Source organism: Streptomyces sp. NPDC052721 (genome assembly GCF_040678315.1).
Lineage (GTDB): Bacteria > Actinomycetota > Actinomycetes > Streptomycetales > Streptomycetaceae > Streptomyces.
On the sequence record NZ_JBFATL010000071.1, the window covers coordinates 1 to 23,758 of the forward strand.

Genomic DNA, 23,758 nt, shown 5'->3' on the forward strand with positions numbered 1-23,758 from the left:
CGGCCCCTGGGTCGCCTGGGGGGTGGGGGGGTGTGGGGCGGTGCTTTGCGCCGCCCCCGGCGGGGGGGTGTTTAACCTCCGGGGGGGGGGGGGGCCGCCCCCCCCCCCCCCCCCCGCCCGGGCCTGTGCTCAGCGGAAGACGACGGTGCGGTTGCCGTCCACCATCACGCGGCTCTCGGTGTGCCACTTCACGGCGCGGGCCAGGACCTGGGCCTCCACGTCGCGGCCGACGGTGACGAGGTCGTCGGGGTCGAGGGCGTGGTCCACCCGGACCACGTCCTGCTCGATGATCTGGCCCTCGTCCAGGTCCGGGGTGACGTAGTGGGCCGTGGCGCCCACCAGCTTCACCCCGCGCTCATGGGCCTGCTGGTAGGGCTTGGCCCCCTTGAAGCTCGGCAGGAACGAGTGGTGGATGTTGATGCTGCGGCCCTCCAGTTCCTTGCACAGGTCGTCGGAGAGGACCTGCATGTAGCGGGCCAGGACCACCAGGTCGACATCCAGTTCCCGGACGAGTTCCAGCAGCCGGGCCTCGGCCTCGGGCTTGGTGTCCCTGGTCACCGGGATGTGGTGGAACGGGACGCCGTAGGTCTCCGCCAGGCCCTCGAAGTCCCGGTGGTTGGAGACGATCGCCGGGATCTCGATGTTCAGGGCGCCGGAACTGCGGCGGAAGAGCAGGTCGTTCAGGCAGTGGCCGAACCTGGACACCATGATCAGCGTCCTGGTCGGTGTCGCCGCGTCCCGGAGGGTCCAGGAGATGTGGTGTGCCTCGGCGACGGCGCCGAAGCGGTAACGCAGTTGTTCCAGCGTGATGTCGGGATCCGACACATCGAAGTGGACTCTCATGAAGAAGCGGCCCTGAAGGCGGTCGTCGAACTGCTGGCTCTGCAGGATGTTGCCCGAGTTCCTGACGAGGAAGCCGCTCACGGCATGGACCAGTCCGGCCTGGTCGGGGCAGGAGAAGGTGAGGACGTACCCGTCGCCGGGCTGCGGTCGAGGGGACATGCGAGGCCTCCGCTCGGTGCGTAATGCGCAACATGGTGAGCTATGCGCAACATAGTCGGCTCCGGTGTGCCCGTCGGTCAAGCCCCGGGACGTTCGGCCCGCGCAAAAACGACGGGACCTCTTGACGTTGGTCGGCCGTTCGGACAGGGTTCCTCCACAAGCAATGCGGTGCGCAGTGCGCAACGCATCCGGGCGAAGGGCTCCGCCGTGGCAGACCTGTATGTGGACGGAGAGTGGCGCGAGGCGGTGGCCGGAGGTCACCGCGAGATCCGCTGCCCCGCCGACGGATCGCCGGTCGCGACCGTGTCCGAGGGGACACGCGCCGACACCGAGAACGCGATCGCCGCCGCCCGGCGCGCCTTCGACGAGGGCCCCTGGCCGCGCACCCCCGAGCGCGAGCGCGGCGCCCTGCTCCTGCGCACCGCCGACATCGTCGAGCGCGACAGCAAGGAGTTCGCCCGCGCCGAGTCGCTCGACACCGGCAAACGCCTGGTGGAGAGCGAGTACGACATCGCCGACGTCGTCTCCTGCTTCCGCTACTACGGCGGCATCGCCGGCACCAGCGCCGGCCGGGTGGTCGACACCGGCCGCGACGACGCCCTCAGCCGGGTCACCTACGAGCCCGTCGGCGTCTGCGCGCTGATCACCCCCTGGAACTACCCGCTGCTGCAGGCCTCCTGGAAGGTCGCCCCCGCGCTCCTCGCGGGCAACACCGTCGTGCTGAAACCCAGTGAGCTGACGCCCTCCACCTCCGTCCTGCTGATGCGGGCGCTGGAGGAGGCGGGGCTGCCGGCCGGCGCGGCCAACCTCGTGCTGGGCGCCGGCGCCGAGGTGGGGGCGCCGCTCGCCGAGCACCCGGACGTCGACATGGTGTCCTTCACCGGGGGCCTGGCGACCGGCCGCCGCATCATGGCCGCCGCGGCGGCGACCGTGAAGAAGGTCGCCCTGGAGCTGGGCGGCAAGAACCCCAACGTGGTCTTCGCCGACGCCGACTTCGACACCGCGGTCGACTTCGCGCTCACCGCCGTCTTCCTGCACTCCGGACAGGTCTGCTCCGCCGGCGCCCGCCTCGTCGTCGAGGACTCCCTCCACGACGCCTTCGTCGACGAGGTCGTACGCCGCGCCCGGCTCATCCGGCTCGGTGGCCCGTTCGACCCCGAGGCCGAGACCGGGGCGCTGATCTCCGCACAGCACCTGGAGAAGGTCGAGGCGTACGTGGCCGCGGGCATCGCCGAGGGCGCCGTACTGCGCTGCGGCGGCGAGCGGCCCGCCGACCCGGCACTGGCAGGCGGGTTCTACTACCCGCCCACCGTCCTCGACGAGTGCCGGCAGGACATGCGCGTGGTGCACGAGGAGTCCTTCGGACCCGTCCTCACCGTCGAGCGTTTCACCGACGAGGACGACGCCGTCCGCATCGCCAACGACACCGAGTACGGTCTGGCCGGCGCCGTGTGGACGCAGGACGCGGGCAGGGCCCAGCGGGTCGCCCGACGGCTGCGCCACGGCACCGTCTGGATCAACGACTACCACCCCTATGTGCCGCAGGCGGAATGGGGTGGGTTCGGGCATTCGGGTGTAGGCCGTGAGCTGGGACCGGCCGGCCTCGACGAGTACCGAGAGCCCAAGCATGTCTGGCAGAACATCCAACCTCGGCCGCAGCACTGGTTCCGCGGCTGAACGCCGAAAAGAGGCGGATCGTGACCCCAACGCAGACCGAGGTGTCGCAGCGGCGCGACACGTCCCAGGACCCCCAGGACCGCACGCCGGTCATCTCCGTGCGCCGGCTGTGGAAGGTGTTCGGGCCCAAGGCCGACCAGGTGCCGGCCTCCGAGGAGCTGTGCGGGCTGACCCGCCGTGAACTCATGGACCGCACCGGCTGCACCGCCGCTGTGCGCGATGTGAACTTCGAGGTGTCGCCCGGCGAGGTCTTCGTCGTCATGGGTCTGTCCGGCTCCGGCAAGTCGACCCTGGTGCGATGTCTCACCCGGCTGATCGAACCCACCGCGGGCGAGATCGTGTTCGAGGGCGAGGACATCCGAGGCGCCGACGCCAAGCGGCTGCGCGAGCTGCGCCGCCGCAAGTTCTCCATGGTGTTCCAGCACTTCGGGCTGCTGCCGCACCGCCGGGTCGTCGACAACGTGGCCTTCGGCCTGGAGATCCGCGGCATGGGCCGGGCCGAGCGCACCAGGAAGGCGATGGAAGCCGTCGAACTGGTGGGCCTCGCCGGGTACGAGAAGTCCTACCCCGACCAGCTCTCCGGCGGTATGCAGCAGCGCGTCGGTCTCGCCCGCGCCCTGGCCGGCGACCCGGACGTCCTGCTCTTCGACGAGCCGTTCTCCGCTCTCGACCCGCTGATCCGCCGCGACATGCAGAGCGAGGTCGTCCGGCTGCACCACGAGGTGGGCAAGACCATGGTGTTCATCACCCACGACCTGTCCGAGGCGCTCAAGCTGGGCGACCGGATCCTCATCATGCGCGACGGCAAGACGGTCCAGTGCGGAACCGGCGACGAACTCGTCGGGGCTCCGGCCGACGACTACGTCCGCGAGTTCGTCAAGGACGTGCCGCGCGGCGACGTGCTCACCCTGCGGTGGATCATGCGGCCCGTCGAGGAGAGCGACGAACTCGACGGGCCGGAGCTCGGCCCGGACGTCGTGGTGCGCGAGGCCACCCGGGCGGTCCTCGCCGCCGACCGGCCGGTCAAGGTCGTGGAGGACGGCCGGCTGCTCGGCATCGTCGGCGACGAGGAGATCCTCGCGGTGGTGGCCGGGCAGGAAGGCGGCGCGTGATGACGACCGTCCTGGAGAAGCCCGACACGACCCGGCCGGCCGAGGCGACGGCCCCCGCGCCCCGCGTGCGCAGGGTCAGCCGTCCGGTGCTGGTCGCGGCCGTCGTGGTCGCCTGGCTGGTGCTGTTCGCCGTGCTGCGCGGCCGGCAGACGCTGACGCTCGCGGCGGCCGAACTCACCGATCTGCACCGCTGGTTCAACGACGTCAACGACTCCGTCGGCGCCGACCGCAACTCGAACCCTCTCTTCCTGTACTTCTTCAACGAGATCCGCCTTGTCATCGACACCCTGGTGACCTTCGTCCAAGAGCTGATCTCCCAGCCGCCTCAGGGCCGTCCGGTCCCGCAGATCGGCTGGCTGGGCGTCGTCGGGATCGCCGGCTACGTCTCCTGGGCCGTCGGCAACTGGCGGGTCGCGCTGCTGACCGTGGCGGGCTTCACCTTCATCGGGCTGCAGGGCCTGTGGCAGGAGGGCATGGACACGCTGGCGCTCACGCTGTCCGCGGTGCTGGTCGCACTGCTGGTCGCGCTGCCGCTGGGGGTGTGGGCAGGCCTGTCCGACCGGTTCAACCGGATCGTCACGCCCTTCCTGGACTTCATGCAGACGATGCCGACCTTCGTCTATCTGGCCCCGCTGACCCTGTTCTTCCTCATCGGCCCGGCCTCCGCCACGATCGCCACCCTGATCTACGCGGCCCCTCCCGCGATCCGCATCACCGCGCACGCCGTCCGCTCCGTCCCCGGGACGACCGTGGAGGCCGCCGACTCCCTCGGCGCCACCCGCCGGCAGGCGCTGCTGAAGGTGCTGCTGCCGATGTCCAAGCGGACCGTGGTGATGGGCGTCAACCAGACCATCATGGCCGCTCTGGCCATGGTGACCATCGCGGCCCTGATCGACGCGCCCGGCCTCGGCAAGACCGTCGTCCAGGCCTTGCAGTCCCTCGACGTCGGCACCGCGTTCAACGCCGGGCTCGCCATCGTCGTCATGGCTGTCGTACTGGACCGCGTCACCACCGCGGCCGCCGGACGCGAGGAGTCGGCCCGGCGCGCCGGAAGCCGCGTCCTGGCATGGCGGCGACCGCTGCTGGGAGCGGGAGCGGCGGTCACGGCCGTGCTGGTCCACCTGTCGCACACCTACGTGTGGGCCGCCGACTACCCGGGCGAGGGCGACCTGGGCACCTCCATCGCGCGGGCCGCCGACTCGGCGACCACGTGGGCGCAGGACAACCTGTCGGGCATGACCAACGCCTTCCGCGACGCCCTCACCACCGGCCTGCTCAACCCGTTCCAGGCGCTGCTCACCGACTCCCCGTGGTGGCTGGTCGGCGCGGCGCTGATCGGGCTCGGGGCGGTGCTGGGCGGCTGGCGCGCCGGGGTCTCGGCGGCGGTCTGCGTGGGCCTGCTGGTCGGCACCGGAGTGTGGTCGGACAGCATGACCACCATGGCCTCGACCGTGGTCGCCACCGTGCTGGTCATGGTGCTCGGCGTCGGCTTCGGGGTGTGGATGGGCCGCAGCCCGCGCGTGGACCGGGTGCTGCGGCCCACGCTCGACGCCGCCCAGGTCATGCCGCCCTTCGTCTATCTGGTGCCGTTCCTGGCACTGTTCGGCGCGACCCGCTTCACGGCCATCGTCGCCGCCGTCGTCTACGCGGCACCCGTGGCCATCAAGATCATCGCGGACGGGGTGCGCAACGTCCCGCAGACCACTGTGGAGGCGGCCACCTCCGCCGGATGCAACACCTGGCAGATCATCACCAAGGTGCAGCTGCCGATGGCGCGCGGCGCCCTGACCCTCGCCACCAACCAGGGCCTGATCTACGTGCTGTCGATGGTCGTCGTGGGCGGCCTCGTCGGCGCGGGCGCCCTCGGCTACGACGTCGTGGCCGGCTTCTCGCAGGGCCAGTTGTACGGGAAGGGGCTCGCGGCGGGGCTGGCCATCGTCCTTCTCGGAGTCATGTTCGACCGGATCACACAGGCAGCGGCACGGCGTACCGGTGCGTAAGGAGCAGCACACCATGGCAGGACACTGGCGAACCGGAGCGGCCGGCCTGGCCGTCCTCGGCCTCACCCTCACCGCCTGCGGCGGCGCGAAGGTCGGGGAGGAGACGTCGGGCGCGGGCGGCCCCGGCAAGTGCGGCACCTTCAACCTCGCGGTCAACCCGTGGGTGGGCTACGAGGCCAACGCGGCGGTCGTCGCCCACGTCGCGGAGCACGACCTCGGCTGCAAGGTGGTCCAGAAGGACCTGAAGGAGGAGATCGCCTGGCAGGGCTTCGGCACCGGCGAGGTCGACGCCGTCATCGAGAACTGGGGCCACGACGACCTGAGAAAGAAGTACATCACCGGCCAGAAGACCGCCGTCGACGCCGGTCCGACCGGCAACGACGGACGCATCGGCTGGTACGTGCCGCCGTGGCTGGCCAAGGCGCACCCGGACATCCTCGACTGGAGGAACCTCGACAAGTACGCGGACCGGTTCAAGACCTCCGAGTCCGGCGGCAAGGGGCAACTCCTCGACGGCGACCCGTCGTTCGTCACCAACGACGAGGCTCTGGTGAAGAACCTGAAACTGGACTTCAAGGTCGTGTACGCGGGCAGCGAGACCGCGCTCATCCAGGCCTTCCGCAAGGCGGAGAAGAACAAGGAGTGGATGATCGGCTACTTCTACGAACCCCAGTGGTTCATCTCCGAGGTGCCGCTCGTCAAGGTCAAGCTGCCGGCGTACAAGGCCGGCTGCGACGCCGACCCGCAGAAGATCGCGTGCGACTACCCCGTGTTCAAGCTGGACAAGATCGTCAGCGCGAGGTTCGCCAAGTCCGGCAGCCCGGCCTACGACCTGGTCAAGAACTTCACCTGGACCAACGGCGACCAGAACACCGTGGCCAAGTACATCGCGGTGGACAAGATGTCCCCCGAGGCGGCGGCCGAGAAGTGGGTGGCGGCCCACCGCGACAAGGTGGACGCCTGGATCAAGTAGCGGCGGTGGATCAACGGGCCCAGCGGCCCGGTTCGGCAGGTCGTCGACGCCCGGCGGGCGGTGTGCACACGTGTGGCGCGCCGCCCGCCGGGCGTCGCCGTGTTTCGGGCTGTTTTCCGACGTCACGCACCCCTTGACACCCCTCCGTGGGACGGGCACATTGAGTTGCGCAACCTGAATCGAGTTGCGCAGAAAGCAACTGAAGCGGTGTCGAGTTCGGAGGTTGGGACGATGGCGGGACCCCGAGTGGTCATCATCGGAGCGGGCGTCGTGGGAGCGGCCCTCGCGGACGAGATCTCCGCACGCGGCTGGACCGAAGTGACCGTGGTCGACCAGGGCCCCCTCCCGGCCACCGGAGGGTCCACCTCGCACGCCCCGGGCCTGGTCTTCCAGACGAACCCCTCGAAGACCATGACGGAGCTGGCGCGTTACACCGTCGAGAAGTTCTGCTCCCTGGACGTGGACGGCCGGCCCTGTTTCCTCCAGGTCGGCGGCCTGGAGGTGGCCACGACCCCCGAACGCCTCGCCGAACTGCACCGCCGCCACGGCTGGATCACCGCCTGGGGCATCGAGTCGCGCATCCTCACCCCCGAGGAGTGCGTCGAGCAGCACCCGCTGGTGAACCGGGACAAGGTCCTCGGCGGCCTCCTCGTGCCGACCGACGGCCTCGCCAAGGCCGTGCTCGCCGTCGAGGCGCAGATCCGCCGGGCCACCGAACGCGGCGTGCGCTTCCTGGCGCGCCACGAGGTCCTGGACATCCGGCAGAGCGAGGGCCGGATCACCGGCGTGGTGACCGACCGGGGCGAGCTGGACGCCGACATCGTCGTGTGCTGCGCCGGCATCTGGGGCCCGAGGATCGCCCGCATGGTCGGCATGAACCTGCCGCTCACCCCACTCGCCCACCAGCTCGCCTGGACCGGCCCGGTCCCCGCCCTCGCCGGCCAGACCGAGGAGGCGGTCCGCCCGATCCTGCGCCACCAGGACGCCGACCTCTACTACCGCGACCGCTACGACGGCCTCGGCATCGGCTACTACGGCCACCGCCCCATGCCGATCTCCGCCGACGACATCCTGTCGTTCGACGAGGCCGACGAGATGCCCTCGGTCCTCAAGTTCACCGAGGAGGACTTCGAGGACGCCTGGACCGAGACCCGGTCGCTGCTCCCCGCGACCCAGGAGGCGAAGGTCGAGGAGGGCATCAACGGCCTGTTCTCCTTCACCACCGACGGCTACCCGCTGCTCGGCGAGTCCCCTGACGTCAAGGGCTTCTGGGTCGCCGAGGCCGTCTGGGTCACCCACTCCGCGGGCGTCGGCCGGGCCGTCGCCGAGTGGCTGGTCGACGGCCACTGCTCCTCGTTCGACCTGCACGAGTGCGACGTCAACCGCTTCGAGCCGCACCAGCTCACCCCGGAGTACGTCCTCGCCCGCGACTGCCGGAACTTCGAAGAGGTCTACGACATCCTCCACCCCCTCCAGCCGTCCGGCGAACCCCGCCCGATCCGCACCAGCCCCTTCTACGCACGCCAGCAGGAACACGGCGCGTTCTTCCTGGAGGCCAACGGCTGGGAGCGCCCGCAGTGGTACGAGGCCAACGCCCACCTGGTCGAGGGCCGCACCATCCACACCCCCAACGACTGGGCCGCGCGGTTCTGGTCCCCGATCGTCGGCGCCGAGGCCCAGGTCACCCGCGAGACCGTCGCCATGTACGACATGACGGCCCTGAAGCGCCTGGAGGTGAGCGGCCCGGGTGCCGCCGACTTCCTGGAGCGCCTGTGCACCGGCAAGGTCGCCAAGTCCGTCGGCTCGGTCACGTACACGCTGCTCCTCGACCACGACGGCGGCATCCGCAGCGACATCACCGTCGCCCGCCTCGCCCGCGACGTCTTCCAGGTCGGCGCCAACGGCAACCTGGACCTCGACTGGTTCACCCGTCACCTGCCGGCCGACGGGACGGTCCAGGTCCGCGACATCACGCCCGGCACCTGCTGCATCGGCCTGTGGGGGCCGCTCGCCCGCAAGGTGCTCCAGCAGCTGACGGACGACGACTTCTCCAACGACGGCCTGAAGTACTTCCGCGCCAAGCGCGCCCACATCGGCTCCGTGCCCGTGACGGCCATGCGCCTGTCGTACGTCGGCGAGCTGGGCTGGGAGCTGTACACCACCGCCGACCTCGGCCGGAAGCTCTGGGACACCCTGTGGGCCGCCGCCGAACCCCTCGGCGGCATCGTCGCCGGCCGCGGCGCCTTCAACAGCCTCCGCCTGGAGAAGGGCTACCGCTCCTTCGGCACCGACATGACCTACGAGCACGACCCCTACGAGGCCGGCGTCGGCTTCGCCGTCAAGCTCGACAAGGGCGACTTCATCGGCAGGGAGGCGCTGGAGCGCCGTAAGACCGATGTGCGGCGGAAGCTGACCTGCCTCACCGTCGACGACCCGCAGGCGGTCGTCCTGGGCAAGGAGCCGGTGTACGACGGCGCCCGCGCCGTCGGCTACGTCACCAGCGCCGCGTACGGCTACACGATCGGCAAGGGCATCGCGTACGCCTGGCTCCCGGCGGAGCTGGCGACGCCGGGCACCGCTCTGGAGATCGGCTACTTCGACCAGCGCGTGGCGGCGGTCGTCGCCGAGGAGCCGCTGTTCGACCCGACCATGTCCCGCCTCCGTGGCTGACCCGGGGGAATCCATGGCTGACCGAGGGAAGACGATGACCGCGCAACTGCTCGACGGCAAGGCGACTGCCGCCGCCGTCCGCCGTGAACTCGCCGGGCGCGTCGCCAAGGTGACCGCCACGACCGGCCGCCCGCCGGGACTCGGCACCGTCCTGGTCGGCGACGACCCCGGAAGCCACGCCTACGTCGCCGGAAAGCACCGCGACTGCGCGCAGGTGGGCATCACCTCCCTGCGCCGGGAACTGCCCGCCGACGCCACCCAGCGGCAGGTCGAGGACGTCGTCGACGAACTCAACGCCGACCCGGCCTGCACCGGCTACATCGTCCAGCTGCCGCTCCCGGGGCACCTGGACACCAACGCCGTGCTGGCACGCATGGACCCCGCCAAGGACGCCGACGGACTGCACCCCGTCAACCTCGGCCGGCTGGTCCTCGGCGTCGACGCGCCGCTGCCCTGCACCCCGCGCGGCATCGTGGAACTGCTGCGCCGCCACGACGTACCACTCGCCGGAGCGCGGGTGTGCGTCGTCGGCCGGGGGATCACCGTCGGACGGCCGATCGGACTGCTGCTCACGCGCAGGTCGGAGAACTCCACCGTGACCCTGTGCCACACCGGAACCAAGGGCCTGGCCTGGCATGTACGCGAGGCGGACATCGTCGTCGCCGCGGCCGGCTCACCCGGACTGATCACCAAGGACATGCTGCGCCCCGGCGCGGCCGTCCTGGACGTCGGCATCACCCGCACCGGCCACGGGCTCGTCGGTGACGTCGACCCGGAGGCCGCCCAGGTCGCCGGGTGGGTCGCACCGATGCCCGGGGGCGTGGGCCCCATGACCCGGGCGATGTTGCTCGCCAACGTCGTCGAGGCCGCCGAGAGGAACGCGAACACCGTATGAACGTGCTGAACACCCCGCTGGCCGAACTGGACCCCGAGGTCCACGCCGCCCTCCGTGCCGAGCTGCACCGCCAGCAGAACACGCTGGAGATGATCGCCTCCGAGAACTTCGCGCCCTCCGCGGTGATGGAGGCGCAGGGCTCGGTCGCCACCAACAAGTACGCCGAGGGCTACCCCGGCCGCCGCTACTACGGCGGCTGCGAACACGTCGACGTCACCGAGCGGCTGGCCATCGAGCGGGTCAAGGACCTGTTCGGGGCGGCGTACGCCAACGTCCAGCCACACTCGGGCGCACAGGCCAACACCGCTGTCTTCTTCGCCCTGTTGCGGCCCGGCGACACGATACTCGGCCTCGATCTCGCCCATGGCGGCCACCTCACGCACGGCATGCGCATCAACTACAGCGGCAAGATGCTCAACGTCGTGCCGTACCACGTCTCCGAGGCCGACAACCTCGTCGACCTGGACGAGGTGGAGCGGCTCGCCAAGGAACACCGCCCCAAGATGATCATCGCGGGCTGGTCGGCGTACCCCAGGCAGCTGGACTTCGCGGCCTTCCGCCGGATCGCCGACGAGGTCGGCGCCCTCCTCATGGTCGACATGGCGCACTTCGCCGGACTGGTCGCCGCCGGACTCCACCCGAGCCCCGTCCCGCACGCGCACGTGGTCACCACCACGACGCACAAGACGCTGGGCGGCCCCCGCGGCGGCGTCATCCTCACCGACGACGCCGACCTCTCCAAGAAGATCAACTCGGCGGTGTTCCCCGGCATGCAGGGCGGCCCGCTGGAGCACGTCATCGCCGCGAAGGCGGTCTCCTTCAAAGTCGCCGCGTCGCCCGCGTTCGCCGAACGCCAGGCCCGCACGCTGGCCGGCGCCCGCATCCTCGCCGAGCGCCTCACGCGGCCCGACGCCGCCGCGGCCGGGGTGAAGGTGCTGACCGGCGGCACGGACGTCCACCTCGTCCTCGTGGACCTCCGGGACTCCTCGCTGGACGGCCGCAGCGCCGAGGACCTCCTCCACGAGACCGGCATCACCGTCAACCGCAACGCCGTCCCCTTCGACCCGCGCCCGCCGATGGTCACCTCCGGCCTGCGCATCGGCACCCCGGCCCTGGCCACCAGGGGCTTCACCGAGGACGACTTCGCCGAGGTCGCCGACGTCATCGCGCTGGCCCTCCAGCCCGACCCGGACGTCCCCGCGCTGCGGGCCCGCACGCAGGCGCTGGCCGCCAAGCACCCGCTGTACCCGCACCTCTCGGAAAACGGTGACGCCCGATGAGCCCCCGCACCCCCGGCGCCGGCCTCCCCGACCACCCCGACTTCCTCTGGCGCAACCCCGACCCCGAGCGGTCGTACGACGTCGTCATCGTGGGCGGCGGCGGCCACGGCCTGGCCACCGCCCACTACCTGGCCAAGAACCACGGCATCACCAACGTGGCCGTTCTGGAGAAGGGCTGGCTCGCGGGCGGCAACATGGCCCGCAACACCACGATCATCCGCTCCAACTACCTCTGGGACGAGAGCGCCGGCATCTACGAGCACGCGCTCAAGCTCTGGGAGGGCCTGGAGGAGGAGCTGGACTACCCGATCCTCTTCTCCCAGCGCGGTGTACTGAACCTCGCCCACAGCCTCCAGGACGTCCGCGACAGCGTGCGCCGCGTCGAGGCGAACCGCCTGAACGGCGTGGACGCCGAGTGGCTCGACGCCGACGGGGTGAAGGAGGTCTGCCCGATCGTCAACACGTCACCCGACGTGCGCTACCCGGTCCTCGGCGCGACCTACCAGCCGCGCGCCGGCATCGCCAAGCACGACTACGTCGCCTGGGGCTTCGCCCGCTCCGCCGACGCCGCAGGTATCGACATCATCCAGAACTGCGAGGTCACGGGCCTGGATGTGATCGACGGCCGGGTGGTCGGCGTACAGACCACCCGCGGCCCGATCGCCGCGGGCAAGGTCGCCCTGTGCTCGGCCGGCCACACCTCGGTGCTGGCGGCGATGGCGGGCATCGAACTGCCCGTCCAGAGCCACCCGTTGCAGGCCCTGGTGTCGGAGTTGCTGGAGCCGGTCCACCCCACGGTCGTCATGTCCAACGCCGTCCACGTGTACGTCAGCCAGGCGCACAAGGGCGAGCTGGTGATGGGCGCGGGCATCGACGCGTACAACTCGTACACCCAGCGCGGCGCGTTCCACATCATCGAGGAACAGATGTCGGCGGCCCTGGAACTCTTCCCGGTCTTCGCCCGCGCCCACGTGCTCCGCACCTGGGGCGGCATCGTGGACGTCAGCCCCGACGCCTCACCGATCGTCGGCCTCTCCCCGGTCGACAACCTCTACCTCAACTGCGGGTGGGGAACCGGCGGCTTCAAGGCCACCCCGGGCGTCGGCTGGGTCTACGCCCACACCATCGCCCACGACACGCCCCACGCCCTGAACGCCCCCTTCTCGCTCGACCGTTTCACCACCGGCGCGCTCGTCGACGAGCACGGCGCCGCCGCGGTGGCCCACTAGGGAGCCCAACCATGCTGCTCATCTCCTGCCCGTGGTGCGGGCCCCGCGACGAGGCCGAGTTCCACTACGGCGGCCAGGCCCACGTCTCCTATCCCCAGGACCCCTCCGCCCTCACCGACGAGGAGTGGGCCCGCTACCTCTTCTTCCGCGACAACCCCAAGGGCCCCTTCGCCGAACGCTGGAGCCACGCGGCGGGCTGCCGCCGCTGGTTCAACGCGGTCCGCGACACGGCGACGAACGAGATCCTCGCGGTGTACCGGGTGGGGGAGAACCGCCCGGAGAGCGTGGAGCCGCGGCCGGTCGCATCTCAGCCTCGCACAGTGACACAAGCCCGTACCGCGCTGGAGGACGAGGCCCGTCCAGAGCCGACCTGGGTCCAGGGAGCGGAGATCCCTGGCGCAGTAAACGGGACGGAGCCCCTTCAGGCCCCGTTCCGCACCCCCACCGGCGGCCGCATCGACCGCGAAGCCCCCCTCACCTTCACCTTCGACGGCACCGAATACCAGGGCTGCCGAGGCGACACCCTCGCCTCCGCCCTCCTCGCCAACGGCGTCATACAGGCCGGCACCAGCATCAAGCTCGGCCGCCCCCGGGGCATCTTCTCCGCCGGCGTGGAAGAGCCCAACGCCGTCATCCAGATCGAGGCCCCCTTCCCGGAACCCATGCTCCCCGCCACGACCGTCGAACTGTACGACGGCCTGGTCGCGAGCAGCCTCCCGGGCCAGGGCCGCCTCGCCACCGAACCCGACCCGGCCCGCTACGACGCCGTACACGCCCACTGCGACCTGCTGGTCGTCGGCGCAGGCCCGGCCGGCCTCGCGGCAGCGGCCGCGGCGGCCCGCACCGGCGCCCGCGTCATTCTCGCCGACGACCAGCCCGAGCCCGGTGGCAGCCTCCTCGGCACCGGCGGGCACCTCGACTGGGTGGCGGCCACCCGCGCCCTGCTCGAAGCGGCCCCCGAGGTCCGCGTCCTGCCCCGCACCACCGTCTTCGGCCACTACGACGACAACCACCTCCTCGCCGTCGAGCGCCGCACCAATCACCTCGGCGCCGAGGCTCCCGGCCACGTCTCCCGCGAACGCGTCTGGCGTATCCGCGCCCGGCGGGTCGTCCTCGCGACCGGCGCCCACGAGCGTTCGCTGGCGTTCGGCGACAACGACCGCCCCGGCGTGATGCTGGCCGCCGCGGCCCGTACGTACCTGCACCGCTACGGCGTCCTGGCCGGACGGCACGCGGTCGTGTTCACCACCAACGACAGTGCCTACGCCGCCGCCCTCGACCTCGCCGCCGCCGGCGTGGGCATCGCGGCGATCGTCGACACCCGTGCCGAGCCGGGGGAGTGGGCCGAGCGTGCCCGGTCCGCCGGGATCGAGGTGCTCGCCGGACACGCCGTCACCGGCACCGAGGGCGCGGCCCGCCTCACGTCCGTGACGGTCGCCCGGTACGGCGAGTCCGCCGGTCAGCGGGAGTTCGCCGTCGACCTGCTGCTGGTCTCCGGCGGCTGGAACCCGGTGGCACACCTCTACAGCCAGGCGGGCGGCACACTCCGCCACGACGACACCCTGGGCACCTTCGTGCCCGACAGCTGCCGTCAGGCGGTGGAGGCCGCGGGCAGCGCCAACGGCACCTTCGACCTCGCCGCCGTCCTCGAAGAGGGCGCGGCGGCAGGCGCCCGCGCCGTCGAGGCGGAGGGCTACACCGCCGAGACCCCCGTCCTCCCGGCCGTGACCGTCCCGCCGTACACGCCGCCCATGCAGGTCTTCACCGTCCCCACCGCCACCGGCGCCCCCCGGTTCGTCGACCTCCAGCGCGATGTCACCGTCGACGACCTGGCACGGGCGACCGGCGCGGGCCTGCGGTCGGTGGAGCACACCAAGCGCTACACCACGGCCGGCACGGGAGGCGACCAGGGCAGGACGGCCGGTGTCCTGGCCAGCGGTGTCGTGGCCGAGCTGCTCGGCGTGGACGTCTCGGCGCTCGGGCTGCCCACGTTCCGGCCGCCGTACACACCCGTTTCCTTCGCCGCCCTCGCCGGCCGCGACCGGGGCACGCTGAGCGACCCCGTCCGCACCACCCCCCTGCACCCCTGGCACGTCGAGCAGGGAGCCCTGTTCGAGAACGTCGGCCAGTGGAAGCGGCCCTGGTACTACCCGCGAGCCGGCGAGGACATGGAGACCGCGGTGCTGCGCGAGTGCCGGGCCGCCCGGGAGGGCGTGGCCTTCATGGACGCCTCCACCCTCGGCAAGATCGACGTACAGGGCCCCGACGCCGGCGCCTTCCTCGACCTGCTCTACACCAACATGATGAGCACCCTGAAGACCGGCATGATCCGCTACGGCGTCATGTGCCGTCCGGACGGCATGGTGTTCGACGACGGCACGGTCATCCGGCTCGCCGAGGACCGCTTCCTGGTCACCACGACCACCGGCAACGCGGCGGCCGTCCTGGACTGGATGGAGGAGTGGCTCCAGACCGAGTGGCCCCACCTGCGCGTCCACTGCACCTCGGTCACCGAGCAGTGGGCGACCGTGGCCCTGGTCGGCCCCCGGTCCCGTGCGGTCCTCGGCTCCCTCGCTCCCCAACTGGCCGTGTCGAACGAGGACTTCCCGTTCATGGCCTGGCGGGAGACGACCGTGGCCGGCATCGAGGCGAGGGTCTGCCGGATCTCCTTCTCCGGCGAACTCGCCTACGAGATCAACGTCTCGCCCTGGGACGCCCTCGCCCTGTGGGAGGCGCTGTACGAGGCGGGCGCCCCGTACGGCATCACCCCGTACGGCACCGAGACCATGCACGTCCTGCGCGCCGAGAAGGGCTACCCGATCATCGGCCAGGACACCGACGGCACGGTCACTCCGCACGACCTCGGCATGAGCTGGGCGGTGTCGAAGAAGAAGCCCGACTTCATCGGCAAGCGCTCCTACGCCCGCGCCGACACCGTCCGCCCGGACCGCAAGCACCTCGTCGCTCTCCTGCCCGAGGACCCGGCCGACCTCCTGCCCGAGGGCACCCAGCTGGTCGCCGACAGCGTGCTGCCCGCCCCGCCCGTCCCGATGCTCGGGCACGTCACCTCCAGCTACCGCAGCGCCGCGCTCGGCCGGGCCTTCGCGCTCGCCCTGATCAAGGGCGGCCGGGACCGCATCGGCGAACGCCTCTACGCGCCCGTCGACGACCGGCTGGTCCCGGTGACCGTAGCCAGCCCCGTCCTCTACGACCCCGAGGGAGCCCGCCGCGATGGCTGACACCGCCCCGTCCGTACGGCAGCGCAGCCCCCTGGCGCACGTCGCCGACCGCCTGGCCGCCACGACGCGCTCCACCGGCGGCGCGATCCGCCTGGCCGAACTGCCCTTCCTGGCCCAGGTGAACGTCCGTCTCGACGCCAAGAGCCCGGCGGCGGAGGCCGTGGGCCTCGCCCTGGGGTTCCAGCTGCCGCTGGAACCGAACACCGTCGTACGGTCCGGAGAACTCACCGCGCTGTGGCTCGGTCCCGACGAGTGGCTGGTCGTGGGCCTGCCCGGCACCCAACGGGACCTTCAGGCCCGTATCCGCGCGGCGGCCGGGGACGAACCGGTCTCCGTGACCGACGTCTCCGCCCAGCGCACCACCCTCCTGGTCGCCGGCCCCCGCGCCCGCGACCTGCTGGCCCACGGCTGCGCCCTGGACCTCCACCCGCGCGCCTTCGGGCCCGGCCGCTGCGCCCAGACGAACCTGGCCCGCACCCAGGTCGTCCTCGTGGCCCGCGACGAGGACCGGGCCGGTTTCTGGGTGCTGGTGCGCTCCTCCTTCGCCGGCTATCTGACGGACTGGCTGCTGGACGCGGCCGTGGAGCACTCGACGACGCTGCCTTCCGTGCAGCACCTCTCCTGATTACGGATCCAGGTGGTCAACATGATTCCCGTGTGCCCTCTCGCCGATCTGCCCCGTGGTGAGGCGTTCCGGCTCGACATCGACCCGCCGGTGACGGTGTTCCACACCGACGACGGTGAGCTGTACGCCATCGACGACACCTGCACCCACCAGGACGCCTCGCTCGCCGACGGCTGGCTGGAGGGCTGCGAGGTCGAATGCCCCTTGCACGCCTCGAAGTTCGACCTGCGCACCGGCGCCGTGGACGCCCCGCCCGCGCGCCTGCCCGTGCGCACCCACGAGGTCGTCGTCCAGGACGGCGTGATCCACGTCAAGCTCTCCGGGGCCCCGCCGAACCTGCCGCCCTCCTGCGTGGCCGCGAAGCTCGGTGCGACCCCGGTCGGCGGGGGCGCCGCGTGAAGCGTTTCCCGGCGTGCCCCGGCACACCGGAGTTCCACCCCGACGGGCTGCCCCGGCCCGGCCGGACCCTGGTCATGGGCGTCCTGAACGTCACGCCCGACTCGTTCTCCGACGGCGGACGCTCGTTCGCCGCGGAGGCGGCCGTCGCCCACGGGTTCGCCCTGCTCGAACAGGGCGCCGACATCGTCGACGTGGGCGGCGAGTCCACCCGCCCCGGCGCCGCACGCCCCACGGCCGAGGAGGAGCTGCGGCGCGTCCTGCCCGTCATACGGGAACTCGCCGCGGCGGGCGCCGTCGTCAGCGTCGACACCATGCGCGCCGAGGTCGCCGCCCGCGCCCTCGACGCGGGAGCGCGGCTGGTCAACGACGTCTCCGGCGGCCTCGCCGACCCCGCGATGCTGCCGCTGATGGCCCGGGCCGACACCCCGTACGTGGTGATGCACTGGCGTGGCCACGCCGCCGGCATGCAGGCGAACGCCGTCTACGGCGACGTGGTCACCGAGGTGGCCGACGAACTGCGCCTGCGGATCGACGCCGCGCTGCGGGCCGGCGTCCGGCCGGGCCGGCTGATCGTCGACCCCGGGCTGGGCTTCGCCAAGTCCGGCGCGCACAACTGGGAGCTGCTGGGCCGTCTGGACGAGATCGGCGCCCTCGGCCACCCCGTCCTCGTGGGCGCGTCCCGCAAGTCGTTCCTGGGCCGGCTGCTGGCCGACCCGACGACGGGCCGGGCCCGCCCGGCCGGGCAGCGGGACGCCGCGACGGCCGCCGTGTCGGTGCTGGCCGCCGCCCACGGCGTCTGGTGCCTGCGCGTGCACGACGTGCCCTCGACGCTCGACGCGGTCCGGGTGACCGCCCGCTGGGGCGTGGAGGCGACCGCGCGGACGCCGGCGCAACGCCTGGGCGCCTGAGAGCAGTCCATACCGACGAGGAGAGACAGACATGGCACGCAAGGCGCCCCGCGAGGAACCCGGCGAGGACGCCCTGGAGGTGACCGAGCCCAAGACATGGGCCGCCGGGGTCCCCGCGGTGACCAAGGCCCTGCGCATGGGCCACGACCAGATGGGCGTCCGGCGCACCGCGCTGACCCTGCTGAAGGTCAACCAGAAGCAGGGCTTCGACTGCCCGGGCTGCGCCTGGCCCGAAGGCGACCACCGCAGCACCTTCGAGTTCTGCGAGAACGGCGCCAAGGCCGTCGCCGAGGAGGCCACGGTCCGCCGGGTGACACCGGAGTTCTTCGCCGCGCACCCGGTGAGCGAGCTGGCCGGGCGCAGCGACTACTGGCTGGGCCAGCAGGGCCGCCTCACCGAGCCGATGTACAAGCCGGCCGGTTCACCGACGTACGTGCCCGTCAGCTGGGAGACGGCGTTCGACGTCGTCGCCCGTGAGCTGGAGCGGCTGGACAGCCCCGACGAGGCAGCGTTCTACACCTCGGGCCGCACCTCCAACGAGGCGGCCTATCTCTACCAGCTGCTGGTCAGACGGTTCGGCACCAACAACCTGCCGGACTGCTCCAACATGTGCCACGAGTCGAGCGGTTCGGCGCTCGGCGAGACGATCGGCGTCGGCAAGGGCAGCGTCCATCTCGACGACCTGCACGACGCCGACCTGATCTTCGTCGTCGGTCAGAACCCGGGCACCAACCATCCGCGGATGCTCTCCGCGCTGGAGAAGGCCAAGGGGCGCGGGGCGCGCGTGATCGCGGTGAACCCGCTGCGCGAGGCCGGGCTGCTTCGCTTCAGGAACCCGCAGAACACCCGCGGTGTCGCCGGGAAGGGCACCACCCTCGCCGACCGCTTCCTGCAGATCCGGCTCGGCGGCGACCTCGCGCTCTTCCAGGCCCTGTCCCGGCTGCTGCTGGACGCCGAGGAGGCCGCGCCCGGCACGGTCCTCGACCACGACTTCATCGCCGCGCACACCTACGGCTTCGAGGACTACGCCGCCCACCTGGGCAAGCTCGACTGGGACGCCGTCGCGGAGGCGACCGGGCTCACGCGCGAGGAGATCGAGGCGACCGCCGCCGACGTGCTGTCCGCACGGTCCGTCGTGGTGTGCTGGGCCATGGGGCTGACCCAGCACAAGCACTCCGTGCCCACCATCCGCGAAGTCGTCAACTTCCTGTTGCTGCGCGGCAACATCGGCCGGCCCGGCGCCGGGGTGTGCCCCGTGCGCGGACACTCCAACGTGCAGGGCGACCGCACCATGGGCATCTACGAGAAGCCCGATCCCGGGTTCCTCGACGCGCTGCGCGACGAGTTCGGCTTCGAGCCGCCCCGCCGGCACGGCTTCGACGCGGTGGAGACGATCCGGGCCATGGGCACCAAAGAGGTGAAGGTCTTCTTCGCGATGGGCGGCAACTTCGTCTCCGCGGCCCCCGACACGGCCGCCACCGAGCGGGCCCTGCGCGCCTGCCGGCTCACCGTCCACGTCTCCACCAAGCTCAACCGCTCCCACGCGGTGTGCGGCGACGAGGCACTCATCCTGCCCACCCTGGGCCGCACCGAGCGGGACCGGGGACCGGACGGCGCGGAACGGTTCGTCACCGTCGAAGACTCGATGAGCATGGTGCACGCCTCACGGGGCGGCCTGCCGCCCGCCTCCGCGCACCTGCGCTCCGAGCCGGACATCGTCTGCCGTCTCGCCCGCCGCCTGTTCGGCCCGGACGACCGCGTGCCCTGGGCGGCCTTCGAGGCCGACTACGACGCCGTCCGCGACAGCATCGCCCGGGTCGTGCCCGGCTTCGAGGACTTCAACACGCGGGTACGGCGCCCCGGCGGCTTCACCCTGCCGCACGCGCCCCGCGACGAGCGACGCTTCCCCACGGCCACCGGCAGGGCCAACTTCACGGTGAACGCGGTGGCGGTGCTGCGCGTCCCGCCCGGCCGGCTGCTGCTGCAGACGCTGCGCAGCCACGACCAGTACAACACCACGATCTACGGCCTCGACGACCGTTATCGCGGCATCCACCGGGGGCGCCGGGTGGTCCTCGTCCACCCCGGCGACCTCGCCGACCGCGGGCTGGCCGACGGCGACCACGTGGACATCGTCAGCGAGTGGCAGGACGGCCCGGAACGGCGAGCGGAGGCCTTCCGTGCCGTCGCCTACGACACTCCCCGCGGCTGCTGCGCGGCCTACTTCCCCGAGGCCAACGTGCTCGTGCCGCTGGAGTCCGTGGCCGACACCTCCAACACGCCGACGTCCAAGAGCGTCGTCGTACGCCTGGAGCCGCGCACGGGGGACCAGCCGCACGGCGGCGATCAGCCGGCGTAGCCCATCCGGCGGCTGATCTCGTCCGCGCCCTCGATCAGGACCGGGGCGAGTTCGCGGATGCGCTCCTCGGTGAAGCGGTACGCGGGGCCGGAGGCGCTGAGGGCGGCGACGACCTCGCCGTGGTGGGCGCGGACCGGCGCCGCCATGGCGTGCAGGCCGACCTCCAGCTCCTCCAGCGTCACCGCGTAGCCGCGCTCGCGGGCCTCGGCGAGGTGCTTCTCCAGTCTGGTCCTCGCGGTGATCGTGTGCGGGGTCAGCTTCCGCAGCTCGGCTGCCGCGAGCACCTCGGCGCGCTCCTTGTCCGGCAGATACGCGAGCAGGATCTTGCCGCTGGACGTGGCGTGCAGCGGGGTCAGCTGGCCGACCCAGTTGTGCGCGCCGACCGCGCCGGGGCCGCGCACCTCGTAGAGGTTGACGGCGTAGTGCTCCTGGAGGACGGCGATGTTGACGGTCTCGCCGATCTCCTCGGCGAGCCGCTCGCAGACCGGATGCCCCTGCTGGGTGATGTCGAGCCGGCCCGTGACCGCGCTCGCGAGCCGTACGATGCCGAAGCCGAGCCGGTACTTGCCGCGCTCGCCGGACTGCTCCACCAGGCCGCGCGCCTCCAGGGCGCCCAGCAGGCGGAACGCGGTCGACTTGTGGACGTCGATCTCGGCGGCCACCTCACTGACGCCGGCCTCGCCGCGCTGGGCGAGGATCTCCAGCACGCTGACGGCACGGTCGACGGACTGCACCCCGCCGGCCGCGGGAGCGGCTGTCTCGCTCTCTGCCGTGTAGTTGCTCATGACGCAACTATAAGCACGTGCGGGGTCTAAGATCAGGGGAATGCGGGGGGAAGGCCACCGGCTGACGCGGCGAGAGACTATACGACGGCTCCGGCGGTATCCCACCCGGAAGGGAAGGCTCCGCCGGGGCCGTCGGCGGCCGGCCGGGTCACGCGGCTCAGGGCTGACCGAAGTGCCCCAGCCGGCCAGAGATCTCCTCGGCCGCGGCCCGCACCGCGGCGGCGGCCTCCCGCAGCCGCCGCTCGGTGAACCGGAACGACGGTCCCGAGGCGCTGAGCGCGGCCACCACCTGGCCGCCCAGGGTGAGGACGGGTGCGGCGACCGCGTTCAGCCCCGTCTCCAGCTCCTCCACGCTGTACGCGAAGCCGTCCGCGCGGATCTGCGTCAGCTGGGTGCGAGCGTGCCGGGATCGGTGACCGTGTGCTGGGTGTAGCGCTCCAGGTGTACCGCTGTCTGTCGTCGAGTGCGGGTTCGGGCAGGTGTGCCAGCAGCACCTTGCCGCTGGAGGTGGCGTGCAGCGGGGTGCGCCGCCCGAGCCAGTTGTGCGTGGTGATGGCGGAGGGGCCGATCACCTGGTCGATGTTGATGACGGTGTCGCGGTCCAGGACGGCCAGGTTGACGGTCTCCGCGATCTCAGCCGCCAACTCCTCGCACACCGGGCGGCTCTGCCGGGACAGGTTCAGCCGGACGCGGACGGCACCGGCGAGGCGGATCAGCCCGAGTCCGAGCCGGTACTTCCCGCGCTCCTCCGTCTGCGTGATCAGCCCGCGCAGCTCCAGTGCGGTGGCGAGCCGTGACGCCGTCGACTTGTGCTGGTGCGCACTCCCAGGTGCCGGTGATGGGTCTCCTCATGCGGGACTGTCTCGCTGTCCAGAACGCATAGCGCAATACGCAACATGATGGCGGGACTGAGGTGCCGTCAAGGGCGGGGCGGAGGGGGCTGGAAGTTACAAGAGCTTCAGCGACTTGTCTTGACGCCGACACAGGATCGATGTTCCGTTTCAAGAGACGCGTTTCGCTCAGCGCAACAAATCCCCGATCCCCCGGGAGGTCAGATGTCCATCCGTGCCATCGAAGAGGCGCCGATGAGCAGGTTCCACCGAAAACTCACCTGGGCGTGTGCGGGCGGCCCCTTCCTGGACGGATATCTGCTCAGCATCATCGGCGTCGCCCTCGTCGGCATGAGCGGCGAGCTGAACCTGTCCACGGGGGACGAGAGCCTCATCGGCGCCGCCGCCCTGGTCGGCATCTTCGTCGGAGGGCTGGTCTTCGGTGCCCTCACCGACAAGCTCGGGCGCGAGGTGATGTACACCATCGACCTGGCCGTCCTGGTCGTCGTCTCGGCGCTGTCGGTGTTCGCCGGGGAGACCTGGCAGCTCGTCCTGCTGCGCTTCGTGCTCGGCGTGGCCATCGGAGCCGACTATCCGATCGCGACGTCCCTCCTGGCCGAGTGGGTGCCGGGCCGGCACCGGGGCCGGCTGCTCGGCGTCCTCATCCTCGCCTGGTACGTCGGAGCGGCGGCCGCCTATGTCGTCGGCTACGTCATGGCCGAGATCGGCGGACCCGGAACCTGGCGGTGGATGCTCGCGTCGGGCGCCGTGCTGAGCGCCGTGATCCTGCTGATGCGCATCGGCACGCCCGAGTCCCCGCTGTGGCTGGTGAACAAGGGGCGTCCCGCCGACGCGCAGAAGGCCATCGAGAAGGCCCTCGGCCGCACTGTCCCGCTGGGGGACATGGTCGCCGCCGCGGAGGCCGAGCGGTCCGTGGAGCAGAACCGGTTCCGGGACCTCTTCCAGGGCGTGTACCTGCGGCGGACCCTGTTCTGCGGCCTGTTCTACATGTGTCAGATCACCCCGATGTTCGCCCTGTACACCTTCGGTCCCACCATCCTGGGCTCCTTCGGCCTCGGCGAGGGCAACGCCGGCAATCTGGGCTCGGCCCTCATCAGCATCGTGTTCGTGCTGGGCTGTATCCCCGCGCTGCGGCTGGTGGACCGGGTGGGGCGGCGTCCGGTCATCGTGTGGTCGTTCGCGCTGATGGTGATCCCGCTCGCGGTGCTGGGCGGCGGTTCCGCGCTGCCCGTCGCGGTGGTCGTCGCCTGCTTCTGCGCCTACGCCCTCTTCTCGGGCGGTCCGACGGTGCTCGAGTGGACGTATCCCAACGAGCTGTTCCCCACCGGCATCAGGGCCACCGCGGGCGGCGTGGCCACCTCGATCAGTCGTGTCGGGGCCGCCGCGGGCACCTATCTGCTGCCCATCTCCCTCGACAGGCTGGGCACCGGCGCGACCATGCTGATCGGCGCCGGCATCACCCTGGTGGGTCTGCTGGTGTCCGTCGTGTGGGCCGAGGAGACGCGGGGACGCACACTCGCCGAGACGAGCGCCCTGCCCGGCAGTTCCCCGCGGTCCTCGGGGGCCGCCGGGCGGCACCGTGACAGCGTCCGGGCGGGTGACCTCTAGGTCCTGTCGTCAAACTCCCGTCGTCCGCCCGGAGGGCGGGCCGCGCGGCGCCAGGTGCGTGCTCTCGGCGTGCCGGGCCCCGGCCCTCGTACTGGATGTACTTGGGTCGGGGCCCGGTGCGGCGAGAGTGCGTGCATGGCGTCGCG

General features: G+C 71.6%; 17 protein-coding genes and 1 pseudogene. 14 read left to right on the forward strand and 4 right to left on the reverse strand.

Annotated features, from left to right (window positions below):
- Nucleotides 1-129: 129 nt before the first annotated feature.
- Entirely contained in the window at nucleotides 130-1,002 is an 873-nt protein-coding gene (purU, locus tag AB0L21_RS37890; RefSeq protein ID WP_365788585.1) for a formyltetrahydrofolate deformylase, read from the reverse strand.
- A 207-nt stretch (nucleotides 1,003-1,209) separates the two neighbouring features.
- Between purU and AB0L21_RS37895 the strand changes: the two genes are divergently transcribed.
- The 13 genes from AB0L21_RS37895 to AB0L21_RS37955 all read left to right on the forward strand — a co-directional run bounded on the left by AB0L21_RS37895 (nucleotide 1,210) and on the right by AB0L21_RS37955 (nucleotide 20,368).
- Complete coding sequence (locus tag AB0L21_RS37895) at nucleotides 1,210-2,679, forward strand: aldehyde dehydrogenase family protein (RefSeq protein ID WP_365788586.1); 1,470 nt, start codon at nucleotides 1,210-1,212, stop codon at nucleotides 2,677-2,679.
- Between the two features lie 20 nt (nucleotides 2,680-2,699).
- Nucleotides 2,700-3,791: a glycine betaine/L-proline ABC transporter ATP-binding protein gene (locus AB0L21_RS37900; RefSeq protein ID WP_365788587.1), complete on the forward strand. Its 1,092-nt coding sequence runs from the start codon at nucleotides 2,700-2,702 to the stop codon at nucleotides 3,789-3,791.
- Nucleotides 3,791-5,791, forward strand: coding sequence for an ABC transporter permease subunit (locus AB0L21_RS37905; protein WP_365788588.1), 2,001 nt, complete (start codon nucleotides 3,791-3,793; stop codon nucleotides 5,789-5,791). The genes AB0L21_RS37900 and AB0L21_RS37905 overlap by 1 nt, the downstream gene beginning before the upstream one ends.
- Nucleotides 5,792-5,804: 13 nt before the next feature.
- Nucleotides 5,805-6,764 (forward strand): ABC transporter substrate-binding protein, encoded by a 960-nt coding sequence (locus AB0L21_RS37910; protein ID WP_365710575.1) that lies wholly within the window; start codon nucleotides 5,805-5,807, stop codon nucleotides 6,762-6,764.
- A 231-nt stretch (nucleotides 6,765-6,995) separates the two neighbouring features.
- Nucleotides 6,996-9,434: an FAD-dependent oxidoreductase gene (locus AB0L21_RS37915; RefSeq protein ID WP_365788589.1), complete on the forward strand. Its 2,439-nt coding sequence runs from the start codon at nucleotides 6,996-6,998 to the stop codon at nucleotides 9,432-9,434.
- Nucleotides 9,435-9,468: 34 nt separating this feature from the next.
- Nucleotides 9,469-10,329, forward strand: coding sequence for a bifunctional methylenetetrahydrofolate dehydrogenase/methenyltetrahydrofolate cyclohydrolase (locus AB0L21_RS37920; RefSeq protein WP_365788595.1), 861 nt, complete (start codon nucleotides 9,469-9,471; stop codon nucleotides 10,327-10,329).
- Nucleotides 10,326-11,609 (forward strand): serine hydroxymethyltransferase, encoded by a 1,284-nt coding sequence (gene glyA / locus AB0L21_RS37925; protein ID WP_365710569.1) that lies wholly within the window; start codon nucleotides 10,326-10,328, stop codon nucleotides 11,607-11,609. Before AB0L21_RS37920 ends, glyA begins: the two co-directional genes overlap by 4 nt.
- Nucleotides 11,606-12,838 carry a sarcosine oxidase subunit beta family protein gene (locus AB0L21_RS37930; RefSeq protein ID WP_365788590.1) on the forward strand — a complete coding sequence of 411 codons (1,233 nt, stop codon included), beginning with the start codon at nucleotides 11,606-11,608 and terminating at the stop codon, nucleotides 12,836-12,838. Before glyA ends, AB0L21_RS37930 begins: the two co-directional genes overlap by 4 nt.
- Nucleotides 12,839-12,849: 11 nt before the next feature.
- Complete coding sequence (locus AB0L21_RS37935) at nucleotides 12,850-16,077, forward strand: sarcosine oxidase subunit alpha family protein (RefSeq protein ID WP_365788591.1); 3,228 nt, start codon at nucleotides 12,850-12,852, stop codon at nucleotides 16,075-16,077.
- Nucleotides 16,070-16,702, forward strand: coding sequence for a sarcosine oxidase subunit gamma family protein (locus AB0L21_RS37940; protein ID WP_365710563.1), 633 nt, complete (start codon nucleotides 16,070-16,072; stop codon nucleotides 16,700-16,702). Before AB0L21_RS37935 ends, AB0L21_RS37940 begins: the two co-directional genes overlap by 8 nt.
- Before the next feature lie 21 nt (nucleotides 16,703-16,723).
- Nucleotides 16,724-17,101 carry a bifunctional 3-phenylpropionate/cinnamic acid dioxygenase ferredoxin subunit gene (locus tag AB0L21_RS37945; protein WP_365710561.1) on the forward strand — a complete coding sequence of 126 codons (378 nt, stop codon included), beginning with the start codon at nucleotides 16,724-16,726 and terminating at the stop codon, nucleotides 17,099-17,101.
- 74 nt (nucleotides 17,102-17,175) lie between these two features.
- A complete protein-coding gene (gene folP, locus AB0L21_RS37950; protein ID WP_365710591.1) occupies nucleotides 17,176-18,009 on the forward strand; it encodes a dihydropteroate synthase in 834 nt (277 codons plus the stop codon).
- A 31-nt stretch (nucleotides 18,010-18,040) separates the two neighbouring features.
- Nucleotides 18,041-20,368, forward strand: coding sequence for an FdhF/YdeP family oxidoreductase (locus AB0L21_RS37955; protein ID WP_365788592.1), 2,328 nt, complete (start codon nucleotides 18,041-18,043; stop codon nucleotides 20,366-20,368).
- Here the strand turns inward: AB0L21_RS37955 and AB0L21_RS37960 are convergent.
- The 3 genes and pseudogenes from AB0L21_RS37960 to AB0L21_RS37970 all read right to left on the reverse strand — a co-directional run.
- Nucleotides 20,356-21,153: an IclR family transcriptional regulator gene (locus AB0L21_RS37960; RefSeq protein ID WP_365788593.1), complete on the reverse strand. Its 798-nt coding sequence runs from the start codon at nucleotides 21,151-21,153 to the stop codon at nucleotides 20,356-20,358. The two genes, AB0L21_RS37955 and AB0L21_RS37960, sit on opposite strands and share 13 nt — an antisense overlap.
- A gap of 157 nt (nucleotides 21,154-21,310) precedes the next feature.
- Complete coding sequence (locus AB0L21_RS37965) at nucleotides 21,311-21,541, reverse strand: IclR family transcriptional regulator C-terminal domain-containing protein (protein ID WP_365788596.1); 231 nt, start codon at nucleotides 21,539-21,541, stop codon at nucleotides 21,311-21,313.
- 82 nt (nucleotides 21,542-21,623) lie between these two features.
- Nucleotides 21,624-21,809: pseudogene (locus AB0L21_RS37970) on the reverse strand (IclR family transcriptional regulator C-terminal domain-containing protein); the annotation flags it as partial.
- 399 nt (nucleotides 21,810-22,208) lie between these two features.
- Between AB0L21_RS37970 and AB0L21_RS37975 the strand changes: the two are divergent.
- Complete coding sequence (locus AB0L21_RS37975; protein ID WP_365788594.1) at nucleotides 22,209-23,612, forward strand: MFS transporter; 1,404 nt, start codon at nucleotides 22,209-22,211, stop codon at nucleotides 23,610-23,612.
- Nucleotides 23,613-23,758 lie beyond the last annotated feature (146 nt).

What these genes read in the sequence shown, in the direction of transcription:
- glyA (WP_365710569.1), top strand. Translation starts at nt 10,326, where the DNA reads ATGAACGTGCTGAACACCCCGCTGGCCGAACTGGACCCCGAGGTCCAC.
- AB0L21_RS37945 (WP_365710561.1), top strand. Translation starts at nt 16,724, where the DNA reads ATGATTCCCGTGTGCCCTCTCGCCGATCTGCCCCGTGGTGAGGCGTTC.
- AB0L21_RS37905 (WP_365788588.1), top strand. Translation starts at nt 3,791, where the DNA reads ATGACGACCGTCCTGGAGAAGCCCGACACGACCCGGCCGGCCGAGGCG.
- AB0L21_RS37910 (WP_365710575.1), top strand. Translation starts at nt 5,805, where the DNA reads ATGGCAGGACACTGGCGAACCGGAGCGGCCGGCCTGGCCGTCCTCGGC.
- AB0L21_RS37935 (WP_365788591.1), top strand. Translation starts at nt 12,850, where the DNA reads ATGCTGCTCATCTCCTGCCCGTGGTGCGGGCCCCGCGACGAGGCCGAG.
- purU (WP_365788585.1), bottom strand. Translation starts at nt 1,002, where the DNA reads ATGTCCCCTCGACCGCAGCCCGGCGACGGGTACGTCCTCACCTTCTCC.
- AB0L21_RS37975 (WP_365788594.1), top strand. Translation starts at nt 22,209, where the DNA reads ATGTCCATCCGTGCCATCGAAGAGGCGCCGATGAGCAGGTTCCACCGA.
- AB0L21_RS37960 (WP_365788593.1), bottom strand. Translation starts at nt 21,153, where the DNA reads ATGAGCAACTACACGGCAGAGAGCGAGACAGCCGCTCCCGCGGCCGGC.
- AB0L21_RS37920 (WP_365788595.1), top strand. Translation starts at nt 9,469, where the DNA reads ATGACCGCGCAACTGCTCGACGGCAAGGCGACTGCCGCCGCCGTCCGC.
- AB0L21_RS37930 (WP_365788590.1), top strand. Translation starts at nt 11,606, where the DNA reads ATGAGCCCCCGCACCCCCGGCGCCGGCCTCCCCGACCACCCCGACTTC.
- AB0L21_RS37940 (WP_365710563.1), top strand. Translation starts at nt 16,070, where the DNA reads ATGGCTGACACCGCCCCGTCCGTACGGCAGCGCAGCCCCCTGGCGCAC.
- AB0L21_RS37955 (WP_365788592.1), top strand. Translation starts at nt 18,041, where the DNA reads ATGGCACGCAAGGCGCCCCGCGAGGAACCCGGCGAGGACGCCCTGGAG.
- AB0L21_RS37915 (WP_365788589.1), top strand. Translation starts at nt 6,996, where the DNA reads ATGGCGGGACCCCGAGTGGTCATCATCGGAGCGGGCGTCGTGGGAGCG.
- folP (WP_365710591.1), top strand. Translation starts at nt 17,176, where the DNA reads ATGGGCGTCCTGAACGTCACGCCCGACTCGTTCTCCGACGGCGGACGC.